Below are 15,579 nucleotides of genomic sequence, written 5' to 3' on the forward strand. Positions count from 1 at the left end.
GCGTGCTTCGTTTTTTTCAGGTGCTGCGCTGTCTTTTTTACGGGTATTTGCAGCGTTATTAGAAGTATTAGCCATATTCTTGACCTTGGTTAAATAGATAAGCAATGAGTCAGATAAAAATCTTATAGTTATAATTGTAAAGGATAGCGCCGCTTAGTTGCTATCAGTTTTGGTAATGATGAAGTGATATATTGTATCAACAGCAGTACTGGTTTTTGTTCCTAGCATTTTGTCGCTACTTGCCGCTGTTGCTTGATTGATAAGCAATAATAAGGGATTTGCTGTGCCTGTTTGCTGGCTCTGCTGACAAAAAGCTCTGATATCAGCTTGTGAGTTTGGGTCCGTGGCAACGACATATAGCGATTCACCAACCGCTACTTCTCGTAGCGCCACTTTGGTTTTTAATAGCGGCATAGGGCAGGCAAGACCGCGGCCATCGACCATATTTTTAATTATGATTGGCTGTCTTTGCTCTGCGCTATCCGTCGAGTTAAAATTTTCTACTAAGTTAAGAGTATCTGCTGGCAATAAATCGAGCAGATGCGTTATCGATTGTTGCTGCGCGTCAGACACAGTTTCGGCAAAACAAATAGGATATGAGTCTCGTACAATGACAGATTGGTTATCAGTAGACATAAAATAAACCTTTAAAATATCAATGTTTGAGAAAGTATCACTTGTAGTCCATGGATAACAAGCGCTTACCACGACCTACTATTATAGCAAATTGCCACTACTCAATTGCAGTTGAATATAGTTATCATAATCATTGGTCAATCAGTATATCTAATAACAACCGGGCGATAGGATAAACTTTACATTTAATACTTCGCTTTATAACGCTTCAGTTTACACAAGCATGTTGCACAAGCGTGACGCGTGGCAGCGTTATTGGTAGCCAGATGCAGACGGCAATTGACCTTAACTAAACAAGCTCGTATAGTCAAAAAGACGTTAGGATTACTCGGATAGGATACGCACTTGTATTATTTTCATAGACCAGCATTGCTTAAAAAATCGCTGTTTAAAAGAACGCTAAAAACGTTAACAGGCGTTTTTGTACTAAAGGTGGGTATATCGGCTACCTTGCTGGCACTGGCAACTACTGCCAATAGTGCTGGCACGCAAGCCGCGCCATTTGCTTACGACGCATGGCAGACGTCAGGCGCGGGCGAATTGGATTTACCCAATTTGCGCGGGCCAGGGCTAAGTTTTGCTGAGCAATACCAAAATAAACTGCTCGGTGAATGGTCATTAAGAAATATCAATGGCCGCGCTAAGATGGAGCATGACCCTTGGATTTATGAAACCATTAAAGAGATGACGTGGCGGCTTAATGCGCAAGCTCGCCAGCAAGCGCCGCTAGGTTTGGTTATCATTGATAACCCTAGTATCAATGCTTTTGCAGCGCCCGGCGGGGTAATTGGGCTCAATACTGGAACGATACTGGCGGCAAGCAGCATGGATGAGCTTGCCAGCGTCGTTGCTCACGAGGTGGCTCATATTAGCCAGCACCATTATGAGAGCGGCGCGGATGAGCGCAAAAAAGCCTTGCTGATGCAAATAGGCGGCATGCTGGCAGCGATTGCAGCCTCAGCGGTCGATGGCGATGCGGCGGCGGCAGTCATGATGGGCAGCCAAACCGCTACCATGAATAGCAGCATGGCTTTTAGCCGTAGTAATGAGCGTGATGCCGACCGTGTGGGCATGCAAATCATGAACCAAGCGGGTTACGATCCACGCGCCATGCCGCGCTTTTTTGCAACCATGAATCAAAAAAGCCAATTGAACCAAACCGCCAATCAATTCCTGCCCAGTTTTGTGCGCTCGCATCCTTTGAGTAATGAGCGTTTAAGCGAATCGCAAAGCCGCGCCCAGCGTTATGATGCTCTGCCTTTATCCAAGCAGCAGCGCCATCAAGCGTTGTTTGATTTGCTCTATTGGCGCACGCAAAGCACCGGCGAGCATGTCTCTGAAACCGCGTTGACGACCGCTGCTAAAAATAGCGTTGGCGCAAAATTGGCGCTGATGTATTGGTATGGCGAGCAGCAGCGTTTTGGCGAGGCCAATGAGATATATACCGAGCTGTCAGCGCTACCTGCAACGCAGCGGCAAATACTCGAGCCGTTATTGTCCATTACCCAAAGTCAAATTCTCACGGAACAAAACAAATGGCAACAAGCGGCTGAACTGCTTGAGAGTCAGCAACGCTTATATCCTGAACGCCGTGACTTGCGTCTTTATTTAGCGGAAGCGCTGACCAATAGCAATCAGCCAGCCAAGGCGCAAGCACTGCTTAAGCCCCTGACCGAGCAGCAGCCAAGCGACCGCTATGCGTGGCAAAGCTTGCAACTGGCCAATGAAAAAATCGCCAAAACTACCGAGTCGCCGCAACTGGCAAAAATCGCTACCATCAATGCGCTACGTTACCGCAGTCACGACCAGCTGTGGAGTGGACGCTATGAGCGTGCGCTGACTTCCTTAACGCAAGCCAAGCAATTGACCGAGCAAATGCAAAAAACCGCGCAAGCGAGCAGTGCCCGACCGTTACTTGCCAACATCAATGCCGAAATCAAGGCAGTAAAAACCGCCAAAGACTTTAAGCCTTAGGCGGTTGTTTGCTAGCTTGGGTTTTATAAGAATTAAGCATATATAGCAGTCTGACTTTAAAACCGACTCAGTGCGACTGAGATGAATTTTTTGTAGCCTCTGTGATAGCAGCAAGCAAGGAAAATTTATATCAGTCGCACGTCGCTACTCACGTATCGATTTCATTTTAAGCTAATGATAACTTTTTACCTTTGGTTAACCTTGCAAAGCGTCTTTGACCAATTTAGAGATTAATGCGGGATCAGCACGGCCTGCGGTTTTATTTTTTAACACGCCCATCACGCTGCCCATATCGCGCATTGAGGTGGCGCCTTGCTCTTTGATTTCAGCATTCACCAAAGCGGCAAGCTCGGCATCATCCATTTGTTTTGGCATAAACTCATTGATGATATCAATCTCGAACTGCTCTTTGCTGGCCAAATCATCGCGGCCGTTTTCGGTAAAGATAGACAATGACTCATGACGCTGCTTGAGCTGCTTTTGTAGCACTTCTAATACTTGCGAATCGTCAAGTTCGGTTTGGCGATCAATCTCAATCTGCTTGACCACCGATTGGACGTTGCGCAGTACTTTGACGCGCTCAAGCTCACGCGCTTTCATCGAGGTTTTGATGGTATCTGATAACGTTTGTTTAAGCTGGCTCATTGTTATTATTCCTTATAAGTATGGGTAAAATAGTTTTTGGTAAGTGTTAAATAAAAATCTGCTGGGCATTTATCAGCAGCAATAACAAAAATTGTAGCATAAAAAACGCCACTGTTATTCATCGATAACAGTGGCGTTAGTGTAGCGCTGGTAGGTAGCTAATCGTATTGGTGATTAGTACATACGAGTGGTACGAATGGTTTCGCGTTGTAATTTTTTCTTATAACGCTTTACAGCAGCGGCTTTTTTGCGCTTGCGTACTTGCGTTGGTTTTTCATAAAATTCACGCTTACGTACGTCTGATAGAACGCCGGCTTTTTCACAAGCACGTTTGAAACGACGGATAGCGATGTCAACTGGTTCGTTTTCTTTAACCTTAACTGCAGGCATGAAATCTCCTTGATTAGGATGAGATATAAGGGCATTAGTTTGGCTGTGTATTAGTATTTAGCCGTAATATCTCAAGATTATCGGCATCAGCTCAAACTAGGATAGTCTTGCGCACTAGCACAAGGGCGCTTATTTTAATCAAAAACTGCAGTAAAGTCAAAGGCTTTAGTGTATTTATGTAAGATAAGGGCTTAAATAGAGGTCAAATAATAGACAATAAAATTTAATTACACCGTACAAATATAATAAGATTTAACCGAAGGCGTGAGTGTTAATATTTTTAATAATCTTTTAACAAATAATCAATAAATTGTGGACAAAACAGCTGTTTAGCAATAACGGCTTATATGGAGTCTATGGTATCCTATCCTATCCTGTCCTATACTCAGTCTGTCGCTCATATTTAAGCTGTTTTAAATTTCAAGATTTAGCTATTGAAACTAGACGCTTAAAAATATGCCGAGATAGACGTTACAAGGCTTTTATAGCTATTATTTTGAGGATCTTTGAATGAAAAATGGCATGAAGAAAACAACGATTGGTACTGCATTGTGGGCGACATTGTTTCTGACGATAGGCGTCAGTCTAAGTGCTTGTAGCAGTGATAAGGAAGAAGCGGGCACTGAATCAGGTGAAGTCTTAGCAAAAGATAAAGTCGATGAAGCTTCAGAACTTGCACGTGCAAACGCACCTGAAGCAGAAGATATGGACTTCCCAGAAACAGCGCCGATGCCTGCTGCTGACACGGCAGAAGGGACAGAAGAGGGTGCTACGGGTACTGACACTGCAGTAGCAGAAGATGGCGCAGCGACAGATGCGGCAGGAGATATGGCTACTACAAGTACTGATACAGAAGCGGCTACTACTGATAGTGCCACGACGACAAATACCGATGCGGCCGCTACGACTACTGATACGACTGAGCCTGCAACGAACTAATAGTATTTAGTAGCTATGAGTAATTAAGTAAGTAAGCCGCATGCTCATTTCATAATAGCGATTCATCATTGCCAGCAATGACTATTAATATGCCAGCTACGATATTTAAGTTTATATTAACAAACTATAGATGAAGGATTAACTATGACTATGCAGCAAAATACAATGAAGAAAAAATCCGTTGCTAAATTGGCGCTCACAAGCCTAAGCTTGAGTGCACTTTTGGCATTGAGCGCTTGTAGTGGCGGCGACAATACCGCAGCTGAAGAGCCAGCTACTACCAATGAAACTGAAACGGTGGCTGTAGAACCTGAAGCGCCTGTAACAGAAACCGAAGTGGTCACCCCTGAGCCTGCGGTTGAAACAGAGCCTACGGAAGTACCTGTCGTAGAGACTGAACCTGAAGCTGCTGCTGAACCAGAAGTGTTGGCGGCCGATGCTGGTGCTCAGCTGTACGAAAAGCAGTGTAAAGTTTGCCATGAGAATGGTTTGCTTGACGCACCGAAATTTGGTGATAAAGAAGCTTGGGCACCGCACCTTGCCAAAGACATAGAAACGTTACACATGCATTCTGCTAAAGGCTTTAATAAAATGCCTGCGCAAGCGGTTGGAGACGTCACTGAAGCACAAGTTCATGCCGCAGTTGATTATATGGTTGCTGCCGCTCGCTAATATTACGTATTGAAATTTGATAGAATGACCGCCATTGTAAGCTAACAGTGGCGGTTTTTTATTAATGCTACAAAGCAAATATAAAGGCACATAGATGAAAGTATTGGGTTTAGAGACCTCCTGTGATGAAACAGGTCTGGCGATTTTTGATAGCGAGCAGATAGATAGCGATAATAAAGGCTTGCTTGGGCAAGTGCTGTATTCACAGATAGAGCTGCACGCACTTTATGGCGGAGTAGTGCCTGAGCTTGCCAGCCGCGACCATATTCGTAAGCTGGTACCGTTATTCAACGAATTGCTAGAGCAGTGCGATATCACTAAAAATGAGATTGATGCGATTGCTTATACCAAAGGGCCGGGACTTATAGGGGCGCTGATGACGGGCGCATTATTTGGACGTAGCTTGGCTTATGGCTTGGATGTGCCAGCGATTGGCGTTCACCATATGGAAGGACACCTGTTAGCGCCTTTGATGGGAGCGAATCCGCCAGCGTTTCCATTTGTCTCCTTACTGGTTTCTGGTGGTCATACTTTGCTAATTGCCGCATATGGTATCGGGCAATATGAAATCCTTGGTGAGTCTATCGATGACGCGGCGGGTGAATGTTTTGATAAAGCGGCTAAAATGCTTGGTCTGCCATACCCTGGTGGACCAAATATTGCCAAATTGGCAGAAAATGGCAAACAAAATGCCTATGACTTACCGCGCCCGATGCTACATCGCGGTTTAGATTTTTCCTTCAGCGGTATGAAAACGGCGGTGCATAATCTTATCAAGGACACTGATGGCTCCGACAGCGATCCAAAAGTGCGCGCCGATATTGCGGCAAGCTTTCAACATGCCGTGGTTGATACCTTGGTGAAAAAATGCGTCAAGGCACTGAAACAAGTCGAGATGAGCCGCTTGGTGATAGCTGGCGGCGTCAGTGCCAATAGCCATTTGCGTGAGACATTAGAGCGCGAGCTTGCTAAAATCAATGCTAGCGTTCATTATGCGCCGCCAGCCTTATGTACCGATAATGGGGCGATGATTGCTTATGCCGGTTACGAGCGCCTGCAAGCCGGTCAGGCAGATGATTTGGCTGTTAGCTGCGTCCCGCGTTGGCCGATGACCGAGCTGCCTGCGCTATAAATGCTATAAGCTATGAACTATCTTATACTTAACCTATTAAACTTTATCTTACTCAAGGATAGCTTATGCAGTGGCTTGCAATTGGACTAGGTGCTGCCATTGGTGCTTGCCTGCGCGGCTGGTTAGCGCGTTTTAATCCACTGCATAGCTGGATACCGCTCGGTACGCTTGGCGCCAATGTCTTAGGTGGACTTTTAATAGGATTAGCATTAGTTTGGTTTGAGCGTATGGGTAGCGACTTATCTCCTAATGTCAGGTTGTTTGTCATAACTGGTTTTTTGGGCGGACTGACGACTTTTAGTACCTTTAGTGCTGAAGTATTTACCTTTATCCATAACGGCAAACTGCTTGCGGGTTTAGGACTGATTGGGTTACACGTGGGGCTGACGTTATTAGCAACGGCAATTGGCTTTTATTTGTTTAAATTGGTTTTGTAAGAATAAAAACTCAGCAATAAAAAAGAGCTGTATTAATGTTTAATACGGCTCTTTTTTTAAACGACTTTTTAAAAAAGCACTAGCTATACCGGTTTCACAATCCCTTCTAATAAACTCGCAAACCCTTGCATATAGGCAATCTCTTGGCTCGAGGTGCGCGTTGCCGCATAGAGCTGACAGTAGACGCCACTGCCTAATGGCCGCGAAACCACCCAACCTTTTTTCTCATATTCAGCGACCACCCAATCAGGTAATGCCGCCACCCCCCGTTCACTAGCAACCAACTGAATAAGCATCGCAGTCAGCTCGGTGGTACGCATGCTTTTAAAGCTGACCTGTGCTGGCGTCATAAAATTAGCAATGATATCGAGGCGCTTAGCTTCCACCGGATAGGCAATCAAAGTTTCATCGACCAAGTCTTTGGCGTGGATAAATGTCTGCTCAGCCAAATCATGGGTAGGTGACAGCACTAAGCGGCTCTCATACTCAAATAATGGCTGATAGCTGATACCTTCTATTGGTAAATTACTGGTGGTAATCAATAAATCGATATCACCTTCCATCAATAAATGATGCGGCTCAGGCTCAAAACCGGTGGCGAAATCCAATTCGACATCCGACCATTCGCGGCGATAATGATTAAGTATCGGCATCAACCAGTCAAAGCAGCTATGACATTCAGACGCTAAGCGCAATCTGCCCGCTTGACCATGGGCTAAGCGTTTTAAGTTTGCTTTGGTGCGCGTGACCTGCGGCATGATACTGTCTGCCAGTGCCAATACCGTTTTACCCGCTGGCGTAAAAGTCAGCGGACGCGTGCGACGGTTGACCAAACTGATATCGTAGTAATTTTCTAGCTCTTTTAACTGATGGGAGACCGCAGAGGCGGTGACATGCAGCTCATCGGCAGCAGCGGCCAATGAGCCATGGGCTCGCAGCGCAGTTAGTGTATTAAGATGACGAAGCTCTAGCATAAAATGACCTAACCACTGACGTTAAAGAAATAAGCAATTGCGACTTATAAAGGCTTAAAAATAAAGGCTGAAAAAACGGTTAAAGCTTTTTATCTAATGATGTTAAAGCTGTTATGAAAGTAAAATTTAACATCAGCGCCGACGTAGGAGTAATTGCGAGATAACCACCAAAATTAACGAAGCAACCAGTAAAATGGTCCCAATAGCATTGACCTCAGGCTTAAGTCCCACGCGTACCATAGAATAAATACGTAGCGGCAAAATCTCATAGCTAGGGCCGGTGACAAAGGTCGATACCACCACATCATCAAGCGATAAGGTAAAGGCAAGCAACCAACCTGCCATCACCGCTGGGAAAATCACTGGAATCAAGACCGTACGCACCATCATTGATTCGCTAGCACCCAAATCTCGCGCCGCTTCCATCAAACGCTCGTCTAAACTGCTTAAACGCGCAAAGACAGTGATAACGACAAACGGCAAGCAAAACGTAATATGCGCTAGTAATAGCGAGACAAAACCGAGCTGCAGGCCGATTAATAAAAACAGCGCCAATAGCGATATCGCTAGGACAATTTCAGGTGACATCATCAGCACAAATAATAGGCCATTGAGTAGCCCTTTACCGCGAAAGTCATAGCGATGCAGCGCAAGCGCCGTTAATGTACCGATAACGGTCGAAACCGTAGCCGCAACCAAGCCTAAAACAATAGAGTGCCAAAAGGCATCAAGCATCGCCTGATTATTCAGTAGCGACTCGTACCACTTTAAACTAAAGCCGCCCCAGTTATAACCAATTTTCGATTTATTAAATGACATCACCACCAAAACAATGATGGGCAGGTATAATAAAATATAAATCAGACTGAGATAGCCTTTGGCGGCAATATGACCTAATTTGATAGAGCGTTTATTTTTAATTGGAGTACTATTCAGTGAACTATCAGACATTAGGCCACCTCGTTAAAATCAGTCTTGCCAATACGGCGGCTACTGGCACGATAAGCGAGTAATAATACCGCCATCGCCAGCGTTAATAGCACACTGGCGGCGGCACCAAATGGCCAATCACGCGCATCCAAAAACTGGTTTTTGATAATATTACCAACGAGTAAGTTACGTGAGCCGCCCAAGATATCGGCGACATAAAACATCCCCATCGCTGGTAGTAGTACCAACAGCACCCCGGAGATAATCCCCGGTGTGGTTAAGGGTAATACCACGTGCCAAAAGGTTTGGCGCTTTGAAGCACCCAAATCTTGCGAGGCGAGCAGCATATCATCGCGCAAATCACTGAATACTGCATACAGTGGCAGCACCATAAAGGGAAATAACAAATAGGTTAAACCGGCAATAACCGCGCCTTGGGTATATAGAATATCAATGGGCGCATTGATAATACCAAGTGTTAATAAGGATTTATTAATCAAACCATTGCTGGCAAATAATAGTTTTAGCGCATAGGTGCGCACTAAAGAGTTGGTCCAAAATGGCAATATCAGCATAAGCATCAATAGTGGCTGCCAGCGTTTATCCACTCGAGAAACAAACCAAGCAAAGGGATAGCCAAGTAATAAGCAAATGACTGTGGTGATACCCGCCATCCATAATGAATGCACAAAGACGTCAAAATAAAGCGGGTCAATCATGCGCACGTAGCTGTCGAGAGTGACTGGTAAACTAATAAAAGCGGTGCTATCACGGGTCAAAAAGCTGACGGCAATCACCAATATATTTGGCAATAGCGCAAAAATGAGTAGCCAACCCCAAATTAACCATAGCGTTGCGGTACGAAAAGGGCTTTTATTGCTCAAGTTTTTATGACTTGATTTTTTATTACCTACGTTAGGACGCGCCATTAGCTGATATCCTTTTGGGCAGCTAATTTACTAGGGCTATTGTTTATCCCGTTATCAATGCCGCTAGCAAGCGTATCTTCTTCTGGCAACACCCATTCCCAGCCATCGACCCACGATACTTTAACGCCTTCGTTAAGCTTATAATCAAAACTTGGGTCATCTTCATCAAAGAATTCCGAGGCTTTAATAATATGGCCGTTGGTTAGCTCAATAATCGAGTCTAAGGTACTGCCTTTATAATTACTTTCAATCACCCGCCCCAGTAAGCCGCCATGTTCTTTATCATTGGGGTCATAGATGCGTAAATCTTCAGGGCGCAATAGTAAGTTAACGATATCTCCAACTTGCACGTCATTGGCAAAGTTGGGGCGGCGCAAATTACGTAAAGTAATCGGGCCTTCCTGCGCTTGCGCTTCGCAGACCTCGACCTCAATACGGCCATTGGTCACGCGCCCATCACGATCGGCTTGTTCAGGATAAACGCCTTTAACTTCCGCTTTAAACAAGTTGGTTTCACCGATAAATTTGGCGGTAAAGAGATTGGCAGGGGTTTCATAAATCTCGATGGGCGTACCAATTTGCTGAAATCTGCCGTCTTTCATTACCGCAATGCGATCCGACATCGACAGCGCTTCTTCTTGATCGTGGGTGACAAAGACAAAGGTAATGCCAAGCTCACGTTGTAGACGTTTAAGCTCAGATTGCATTTGCAAACGCAATTTATGGTCGAGCGCCGATAAGGGCTCGTCGAGCAATAATAGCTTAGGACGATTGATCACCGCGCGCGCAATCGCCACGCGTTGCTGCTGACCACCAGATAAATCTTGCGGTCGGCGATTGGCAAGGTGTTCAAGTTGTACCATCGCCAGCATCTCACGTACCCGCGTTTGTATCTCATCTTTTGGCACTTTTTTGAGTTTAAGCCCATAAGCGACGTTTTGCGCCACCGTCATATGTGGAAATAACGCATATTGCTGAAACACAGTATTGACCGGACGCTTATCCGCTGGCAAGCCTGCCATTTGTATGCCATCAAGATAAATCGCCCCTGCATTTGGCTGCTCAAAACCCGCAATTAAGCGCAGCAAAGTCGTCTTACCGCAGCCTGATGGCCCAAGCAAGGTGATAAATTCGCCATGTTCAATATCAAGGTTAATATCCTTTAACACTTCGGTTTGATCATAAATTTTTTGGAGACCAGTCAGTTGCAGCAGCGCCTTGTCACTATTAGGCGACAAAGGCGCGGTTTGCAGGTTTACATTCGTTTCGGTCATAAGGTTGATTCCTAAAACACCAAATGCGCAGCAGCACTAAAATAGTAGATACTGGCAGCAATTTGCATGTTGTTAAGTCTGGCGATAAGCGTTGGCTATATATACAATCTGGTTGCTGAGTATTATAACAAACCCTTGTTATAAGTCAGTGCAAGTTCGTTATTGGTTGGTTTAGGTTGTTAAAAAAATAATGAGCTAAATGCTTGGCTGCAAATTTCTTGTCTTGAAATGCTTTGGCTTGCAATGCTGCCATCTTACAATAAAGAATTTTTACCATTTTTTTGCCTTGCTTGCGCTACAATAATTTTATGTATGCCACATACAAGGATATTTGCAATAGCAAACGGCTAAGCTTAAAAAATAAGCATAGCTGAAAGCTATATTTAAAGTAAAAAATAGAATGCTAGCGCAATTTATAATTTAAACCATTTTGATAAACAAGGACCCCTTATGCCTAACAGTAACCGCCCAAAAACCGGACAAGAAGCACTGGCACTACTCAAAGAAGGTAATGTACGCTACGTAGAAAGTCTGACCAGCACTGACCCTTGCATGCAAAAACGTCCTGAGCTGATCAGTGACCAAGACCCATTAGCGATTATTTTGGGTTGCTCGGACGCCCGCGTCCCGGTTGAGATTGTGTTTGACCAAGGTTTGGGCGATTTGTTTGTCATACGCGTGGCGGGTAATGTGGTTGCGCCATCTCAAATCGGTTCGATTGAATTTGCGGCAGAAAAATTTGGCACCAAACTGGTGGTAGTGCTTGGGCATTCGCATTGCGGAGCGGTGACCGCTTGCGTCGATGCGCTGATCAATCCTGAGCAAAACTATTCGCCAAATTTACAATCAATCGTCGATCGTATTCGCCCAAGTGTCTATAACTTACATGAGCTGGCAACGGCCAACGGACAAGATGTCGATGCGGATGAATTGGTTGATCGCTCTATTCGTGCCAATGTACGCATGTCGGTCAGCCAATTAAAGCATGGTTCGCGCGCCCTAGAAGACTTAACCAGTAGCGGCCAGCTACTCGTCGTTGGCGCTGAGTATAATTTAGAGACTGGAAAAGTACGCTTTTTAGATACTTAATAGCTATTTATCATTAAACGCTCGGAATAGTGACTACAAGTGAATTGTGAAGGTACCCACTATTAACGCGATTGCTAGCTGAAGATTAAAAACACTTATATATGGGAAAAATTATGATGGATTCAACAGATTTAGAGGCTAATAAAGACAGTATTGCTCAGCCTGAGAGCAGCGTAAAAGCAGAAGGTGTGCAGCCGATTTCAGCACAGACAGCAGGTTATACTTTTAACCACACCATGCTACGCGTCAAAGACCCAGCTAAATCATTGGCCTTTTATACGGGTATTTTGGGCATGACGTTACTGGCGGTAAAAAAATTCCCTGCGATGGGTTTTGATTTATATTTTTTAGCCAAGTTGACTGACAGCGAGCGGGAAAATCTGCCAGCGGGTGACGATTTAGAAATTTTCGCCTTCCGTCAGCGCGGTATTTTAGAGCTGACTCATAACTACGGTACCGAAACCCAAGCGGACTTTAGTTATCATGATGGTAATGGTGAACCACAAGGCTTTGGTCATATCTGCTTTAGTGTGCCAAGTCTTGACGAAGCGGTTGCTTGGTTTGATCAAAACAACGTCGAGTTTAAAAAACGTCCAGAAGACGGCAGTATGAAAAATATCGCCTTTATCAAAGACGTTGACGGTTACTGGATTGAAATCGTCCAAGCCGACTTAATGGGTTAAATAAGTTACTCTTTAACCAATAAAAAAGCCGCTATATTAAAAATAGCGGCTTTCTTATATTTGAAAGCGAATACTCGTTAGTCTTTTTTCACTTTAAAATCGGTATGGCATGATTTGCAGCTGTCACCGACTTGCCCAAGCGCAGGCAAAACTTGATCGACACTGGTTGCATTTTGTGCCGCTGCATTTAAGTTAGCAGTGGCTTTTTGGAAGTCATCAGCTTCAGCGCGAAAATCGTCAACATTGCTCCAAACCGCTTCAGTAGCATTACCTGCGGCTTCTTGGTTTTCAAAGTGGCTCCAAGGATTGGCAGAGTCTTTTGCTAAAAATGCCGCTTGTTCTTTAAAGACTTCGGCATCAAACGTATCTGGCGCTTCAGCCATATCACCCATGATACCCATCGCATCGCCCCAGCTTTTCATGGTGTCTTGACGCGCTTTGACGTCAGGGTCAACTGGCGTACTACAAGCCGTTAGACCTAAGGCGGCTGCCATCAACGTTACGCCGACGATAGACTTGAATGATTTATTATTGGAAACCTGTGCCATCTGTATTGCTCCTTTATACGTGGCTAATAAAAAGGTGCCGAAGCACTTGCATGCTCGCCACCTGTTATATTGCTACTATGAATTGAATATTATGTGGTTGTTCTAAATGTTAAAGACAGCTAAGTTCTGGTCTTTTACCATATAGCCTTTTCAACCTAAAAAGCTGTAAATCTATAACGCTTTAAACCCATACTGCTGTTAATTAAACCTCAACAGGCTAAAATAAAGTAGGATAATAAAGTACCTTTTTGTAATGTCATTTTGTAATGGTATTTTAATCAGCTATGAATTTGCGCCAAAGCGCGTTTTATAAGCTAAAAGTAAAAATGCCCTATTTAACAGTTTAGCTACTCTCAAATAAAAATGGTAAATAACAAAGGTCAGCAGTAACGCTGACCTTGATAGTGTTTTTCTGAAATTTTAAAGAGAGCAAATAGGGCTGTTTATCCAAGAACCAAAACGCTGTCTGCGGCTTATTATGCCAATGAAGACTATAAAGTTAACCAATCACGCGGTTTTAGATAAAAATCGGTCAATTCAAACTCGGGCGTCCCGGGGGCAGGTTCAAAGCGATAATGCCAGCTGGCAAGCGGCGGCATACTGACTAAGATTGACTCAATGCGTCCATTACTTTGTAGTCCAAATAGGGTGCCACGGTCATAAACAAGGTTGTATTCGACGTAGCGTCCGCGGCGATAGAGCTGGAATTCACGTTGTGCTTCGGTATAAGGGGTGTTTTTACGCTGCTCAAAAATTGGCAATATACCTTCAAGATAACCATTACCGACCGCTTGCATAAATTTAAAGCAGGTATCAAAATCCCAACCACGGCTCTCGGTATTGACGTCGTCATAAAATAGGCCGCCGATACCGCGCTGCTCATTACGATGGCGCAGATGGAAGTATTCGTCACACCATTGTTTAAAGTCAGGATAGACGCTGTCGCCAAACGGCGCGCACAGGTCGTGACAAACCTGATGCCAATGTACGCAGTCAGCAAGCACCGGATAAAACGGCGTTAAATCAAAACCGCCACCAAACCACCAAATCGGCTCTTCGCGCTCGGCTTCAGCAACGAATAAACGCACGTTGGCATGGCTGGTTGGCACATTGGGGTTTTTAGGATGCACGACCAATGAAACGCCCATCGCCTGCGCTTTACGGCCAGCGATATCAGGATGGCGCGCAGTTGCAGAAGCGGGTAGGTTATGCACATGAATATGGCTAAACATCACGCCCGCTTTTTCGATGACTTCGCCACCTGCGAGCACGCAAGAACGGCCGCCGCCGCCCTCAGGACGTTCCCAATCGTCAGGTACAAAGGTTGCCGGCTGATCATTGCTGCTGCCGTCACGTTCTTGCGACTCTAACGCTTGGCAGATACGCGCTTGCAAATCCACCAAAAACTCACGCACGCGCGTGATGTCATTGTGGGTTGGCGTCACGGCAGAATTCGTCTCTGGCAAATTGTCATGATTATCTATATTTGGTATGGTCATAAAATATCTAATTATTTACTATTTATTAAGGTGTAAGGCGGTATTAAAATCTTTATCGAGCAGATGGCCCATGCGGTCGCGTTTGGTCGCGAGATACTCAGCATTCATATCGTTCACCCCAACCAATAACGGCACGCGCTCGACGACATTAATACCATGCTCGGTTAAGTAAGCCACTTTATCGGGATTATTGGTAATCAGGCGCACGCTATCGACGCCGACATGAGCAAGCATCGGCCCGCACATATCATAAACGCGCGCATCAGCCGGTAAACCCAACATAAGATTGGCATCTAACGTATCATGCCCTTGATCTTGCAAGGCATAAGCACGGATTTTATTGGTCAAGCCAATGCCGCGTCCTTCTTGACGTAAGTATAATATTGCCCCGCAGCCGGTTTCTTGTATCGCCTGCATCGCGGTATTAAGCTGGGGACCGCAGTCACATTTTAATGAGCTAAAGGCATCACCCGTCAAGCATTCCGAATGAATGCGAATGAGCGGAATGAGCGCTTCTTTTGACGTCTGACTGTCTTCGATTGATGCCGTGTCCTGCTGATTTAAAACCTCAGTTTGATTGGCCACAGGTAAACCGACAGTAAGCATCACATGCTCTTGACCGTCTGCATTTTCAAAGATATGAATATCAAACTCGCCGTGACGAGTCGGTAGTTTGGCATTGGTGATAAATTGATATGACATTAATGTCCTGCATAAGCCGATCATCGTGACGCTAGCGGTCGGTTAAAGTTTTATAATAATAAAGGTGTGACATAAGCGCTGCTAACTAAAATAGCATACGAAAGCTGTTTGGTAGAAATACACACA

The 15,579-nt window shown here is 44.9% G+C and carries 17 protein-coding genes; 7 read left to right on the forward strand and 10 right to left on the reverse strand.

Going from position 1 to position 15,579, the window contains the following annotated elements:
• Positions 1–153: 153 nt before the first annotated feature.
• Entirely contained in the window at positions 154–636 is a 483-nt protein-coding gene (locus ACPEGP_RS10520; protein ID WP_423813374.1) for a sulfurtransferase TusA family protein, read from the reverse strand.
• Between the two features lie 432 nt (positions 637–1,068).
• Here ACPEGP_RS10520 and ACPEGP_RS10525 point away from each other — a divergent pair, with 432 nt between their 5' ends.
• Positions 1,069–2,610, forward strand: coding sequence for a M48 family metalloprotease (locus ACPEGP_RS10525; RefSeq protein ID WP_423813375.1), 1,542 nt, complete (start codon positions 1,069–1,071; stop codon positions 2,608–2,610).
• Positions 2,611–2,805: 195 nt separating this feature from the next.
• Here the strand turns inward: ACPEGP_RS10525 and ACPEGP_RS10530 are convergent, their stop codons facing one another.
• A complete protein-coding gene (locus ACPEGP_RS10530) occupies positions 2,806–3,255 on the reverse strand; it encodes a GatB/YqeY domain-containing protein (protein WP_423813376.1) in 450 nt (149 codons plus the stop codon).
• 174 nt (positions 3,256–3,429) lie between these two features.
• A complete protein-coding gene (rpsU, locus tag ACPEGP_RS10535; RefSeq protein WP_010195908.1) occupies positions 3,430–3,645 on the reverse strand; it encodes a 30S ribosomal protein S21 in 216 nt (71 codons plus the stop codon).
• Between the two features lie 510 nt (positions 3,646–4,155).
• Between rpsU and ACPEGP_RS10540 the strand changes: the two genes are divergently transcribed.
• The 4 genes from ACPEGP_RS10540 (at position 4,156) to crcB (ending at position 6,825) form a co-directional block, all read left to right on the forward strand.
• Positions 4,156–4,584 (forward strand): hypothetical protein, encoded by a 429-nt coding sequence (locus ACPEGP_RS10540; RefSeq protein ID WP_423813377.1) that lies wholly within the window; start codon positions 4,156–4,158, stop codon positions 4,582–4,584.
• A gap of 144 nt (positions 4,585–4,728) precedes the next feature.
• Complete coding sequence (locus ACPEGP_RS10545) at positions 4,729–5,256, forward strand: c-type cytochrome (RefSeq protein ID WP_423813378.1); 528 nt, start codon at positions 4,729–4,731, stop codon at positions 5,254–5,256.
• Positions 5,257–5,350: 94 nt separating this feature from the next.
• Entirely contained in the window at positions 5,351–6,388 is a 1,038-nt protein-coding gene (gene tsaD, locus ACPEGP_RS10550) for a tRNA (adenosine(37)-N6)-threonylcarbamoyltransferase complex transferase subunit TsaD (RefSeq protein WP_423813379.1), read from the forward strand.
• 65 nt (positions 6,389–6,453) lie between these two features.
• A complete protein-coding gene (gene crcB, locus ACPEGP_RS10555; RefSeq protein ID WP_198328835.1) occupies positions 6,454–6,825 on the forward strand; it encodes a fluoride efflux transporter CrcB in 372 nt (123 codons plus the stop codon).
• A gap of 83 nt (positions 6,826–6,908) precedes the next feature.
• Here the strand turns inward: crcB and ACPEGP_RS10560 are convergent, their stop codons facing one another.
• From ACPEGP_RS10560 to potA, 4 genes are all read right to left on the reverse strand, one after another.
• Positions 6,909–7,799, reverse strand: coding sequence for a LysR family transcriptional regulator (locus ACPEGP_RS10560; protein WP_423813380.1), 891 nt, complete (start codon positions 7,797–7,799; stop codon positions 6,909–6,911).
• A 132-nt stretch (positions 7,800–7,931) separates the two neighbouring features.
• Positions 7,932–8,750 carry a spermidine/putrescine ABC transporter permease PotC gene (gene potC, locus ACPEGP_RS10565; protein ID WP_423813381.1) on the reverse strand — a complete coding sequence of 273 codons (819 nt, stop codon included), beginning with the start codon at positions 8,748–8,750 and terminating at the stop codon, positions 7,932–7,934.
• Entirely contained in the window at positions 8,750–9,658 is a 909-nt protein-coding gene (gene potB, locus ACPEGP_RS10570) for a spermidine/putrescine ABC transporter permease PotB (protein ID WP_423813382.1), read from the reverse strand. The genes potC and potB overlap by 1 nt, the downstream gene beginning before the upstream one ends.
• Positions 9,658–10,932 carry a spermidine/putrescine ABC transporter ATP-binding protein PotA gene (gene potA, locus ACPEGP_RS10575; protein ID WP_423813383.1) on the reverse strand — a complete coding sequence of 425 codons (1,275 nt, stop codon included), beginning with the start codon at positions 10,930–10,932 and terminating at the stop codon, positions 9,658–9,660. The genes potB and potA overlap by 1 nt, the downstream gene beginning before the upstream one ends.
• Before the next feature lie 450 nt (positions 10,933–11,382).
• Here potA and ACPEGP_RS10580 point away from each other — a divergent pair, with 450 nt between their 5' ends.
• The gene (locus tag ACPEGP_RS10580; protein ID WP_068406318.1) at positions 11,383–12,021 is read left to right on the forward strand and encodes a carbonic anhydrase; all 639 of its coding nucleotides are present in this window, start codon (positions 11,383–11,385) and stop codon (positions 12,019–12,021) included.
• A 116-nt stretch (positions 12,022–12,137) separates the two neighbouring features.
• A complete protein-coding gene (gloA, locus tag ACPEGP_RS10585; protein WP_423814277.1) occupies positions 12,138–12,704 on the forward strand; it encodes a lactoylglutathione lyase in 567 nt (188 codons plus the stop codon).
• Positions 12,705–12,781: 77 nt separating this feature from the next.
• Here the strand turns inward: gloA and ACPEGP_RS10590 are convergent, their stop codons facing one another.
• From ACPEGP_RS10590 to ribA, 3 genes are all read right to left on the reverse strand, one after another.
• Complete coding sequence (locus ACPEGP_RS10590) at positions 12,782–13,252, reverse strand: c-type cytochrome (protein ID WP_193030056.1); 471 nt, start codon at positions 13,250–13,252, stop codon at positions 12,782–12,784.
• Between the two features lie 491 nt (positions 13,253–13,743).
• Positions 13,744–14,751, reverse strand: a complete 1,008-nt coding sequence (gene hemF / locus ACPEGP_RS10595; protein WP_423813384.1) for an oxygen-dependent coproporphyrinogen oxidase — start codon at positions 14,749–14,751, stop codon at positions 13,744–13,746.
• 18 nt (positions 14,752–14,769) lie between these two features.
• Positions 14,770–15,453, reverse strand: coding sequence for a GTP cyclohydrolase II (gene ribA / locus ACPEGP_RS10600; protein ID WP_068406328.1), 684 nt, complete (start codon positions 15,451–15,453; stop codon positions 14,770–14,772).
• Between the last annotated feature and the right edge of the window lie 126 nt (positions 15,454–15,579).

This window comes from Psychrobacter sp. 219-2-C (genome assembly GCF_049560815.1).
Classification (GTDB): Bacteria; Pseudomonadota; Gammaproteobacteria; order Pseudomonadales; family Moraxellaceae; genus Psychrobacter; species Psychrobacter faecalis.

Bases quoted from the DNA above. Each gene is read 5' to 3' on its own strand.
- ACPEGP_RS10530 (WP_423813376.1), bottom strand. From the start codon at position 3,255: ATGAGCCAGCTTAAACAAACGTTATCAGATACCATCAAAACCTCGATG.
- tsaD (WP_423813379.1), top strand. From the start codon at position 5,351: ATGAAAGTATTGGGTTTAGAGACCTCCTGTGATGAAACAGGTCTGGCG.
- potA (WP_423813383.1), bottom strand. From the start codon at position 10,932: ATGACCGAAACGAATGTAAACCTGCAAACCGCGCCTTTGTCGCCTAAT.
- potC (WP_423813381.1), bottom strand. From the start codon at position 8,750: ATGTCTGATAGTTCACTGAATAGTACTCCAATTAAAAATAAACGCTCT.
- ACPEGP_RS10540 (WP_423813377.1), top strand. From the start codon at position 4,156: ATGAAAAATGGCATGAAGAAAACAACGATTGGTACTGCATTGTGGGCG.
- ACPEGP_RS10580 (WP_068406318.1), top strand. From the start codon at position 11,383: ATGCCTAACAGTAACCGCCCAAAAACCGGACAAGAAGCACTGGCACTA.
- ribA (WP_068406328.1), bottom strand. From the start codon at position 15,453: ATGTCATATCAATTTATCACCAATGCCAAACTACCGACTCGTCACGGC.
- ACPEGP_RS10520 (WP_423813374.1), bottom strand. From the start codon at position 636: ATGTCTACTGATAACCAATCTGTCATTGTACGAGACTCATATCCTATT.
- ACPEGP_RS10545 (WP_423813378.1), top strand. From the start codon at position 4,729: ATGACTATGCAGCAAAATACAATGAAGAAAAAATCCGTTGCTAAATTG.
- hemF (WP_423813384.1), bottom strand. From the start codon at position 14,751: ATGACCATACCAAATATAGATAATCATGACAATTTGCCAGAGACGAAT.
- ACPEGP_RS10590 (WP_193030056.1), bottom strand. From the start codon at position 13,252: ATGGCACAGGTTTCCAATAATAAATCATTCAAGTCTATCGTCGGCGTA.
- gloA (WP_423814277.1), top strand. From the start codon at position 12,138: ATGGATTCAACAGATTTAGAGGCTAATAAAGACAGTATTGCTCAGCCT.
- crcB (WP_198328835.1), top strand. From the start codon at position 6,454: ATGCAGTGGCTTGCAATTGGACTAGGTGCTGCCATTGGTGCTTGCCTG.
- rpsU (WP_010195908.1), bottom strand. From the start codon at position 3,645: ATGCCTGCAGTTAAGGTTAAAGAAAACGAACCAGTTGACATCGCTATC.
- ACPEGP_RS10560 (WP_423813380.1), bottom strand. From the start codon at position 7,799: ATGCTAGAGCTTCGTCATCTTAATACACTAACTGCGCTGCGAGCCCAT.
- potB (WP_423813382.1), bottom strand. From the start codon at position 9,658: ATGGCGCGTCCTAACGTAGGTAATAAAAAATCAAGTCATAAAAACTTG.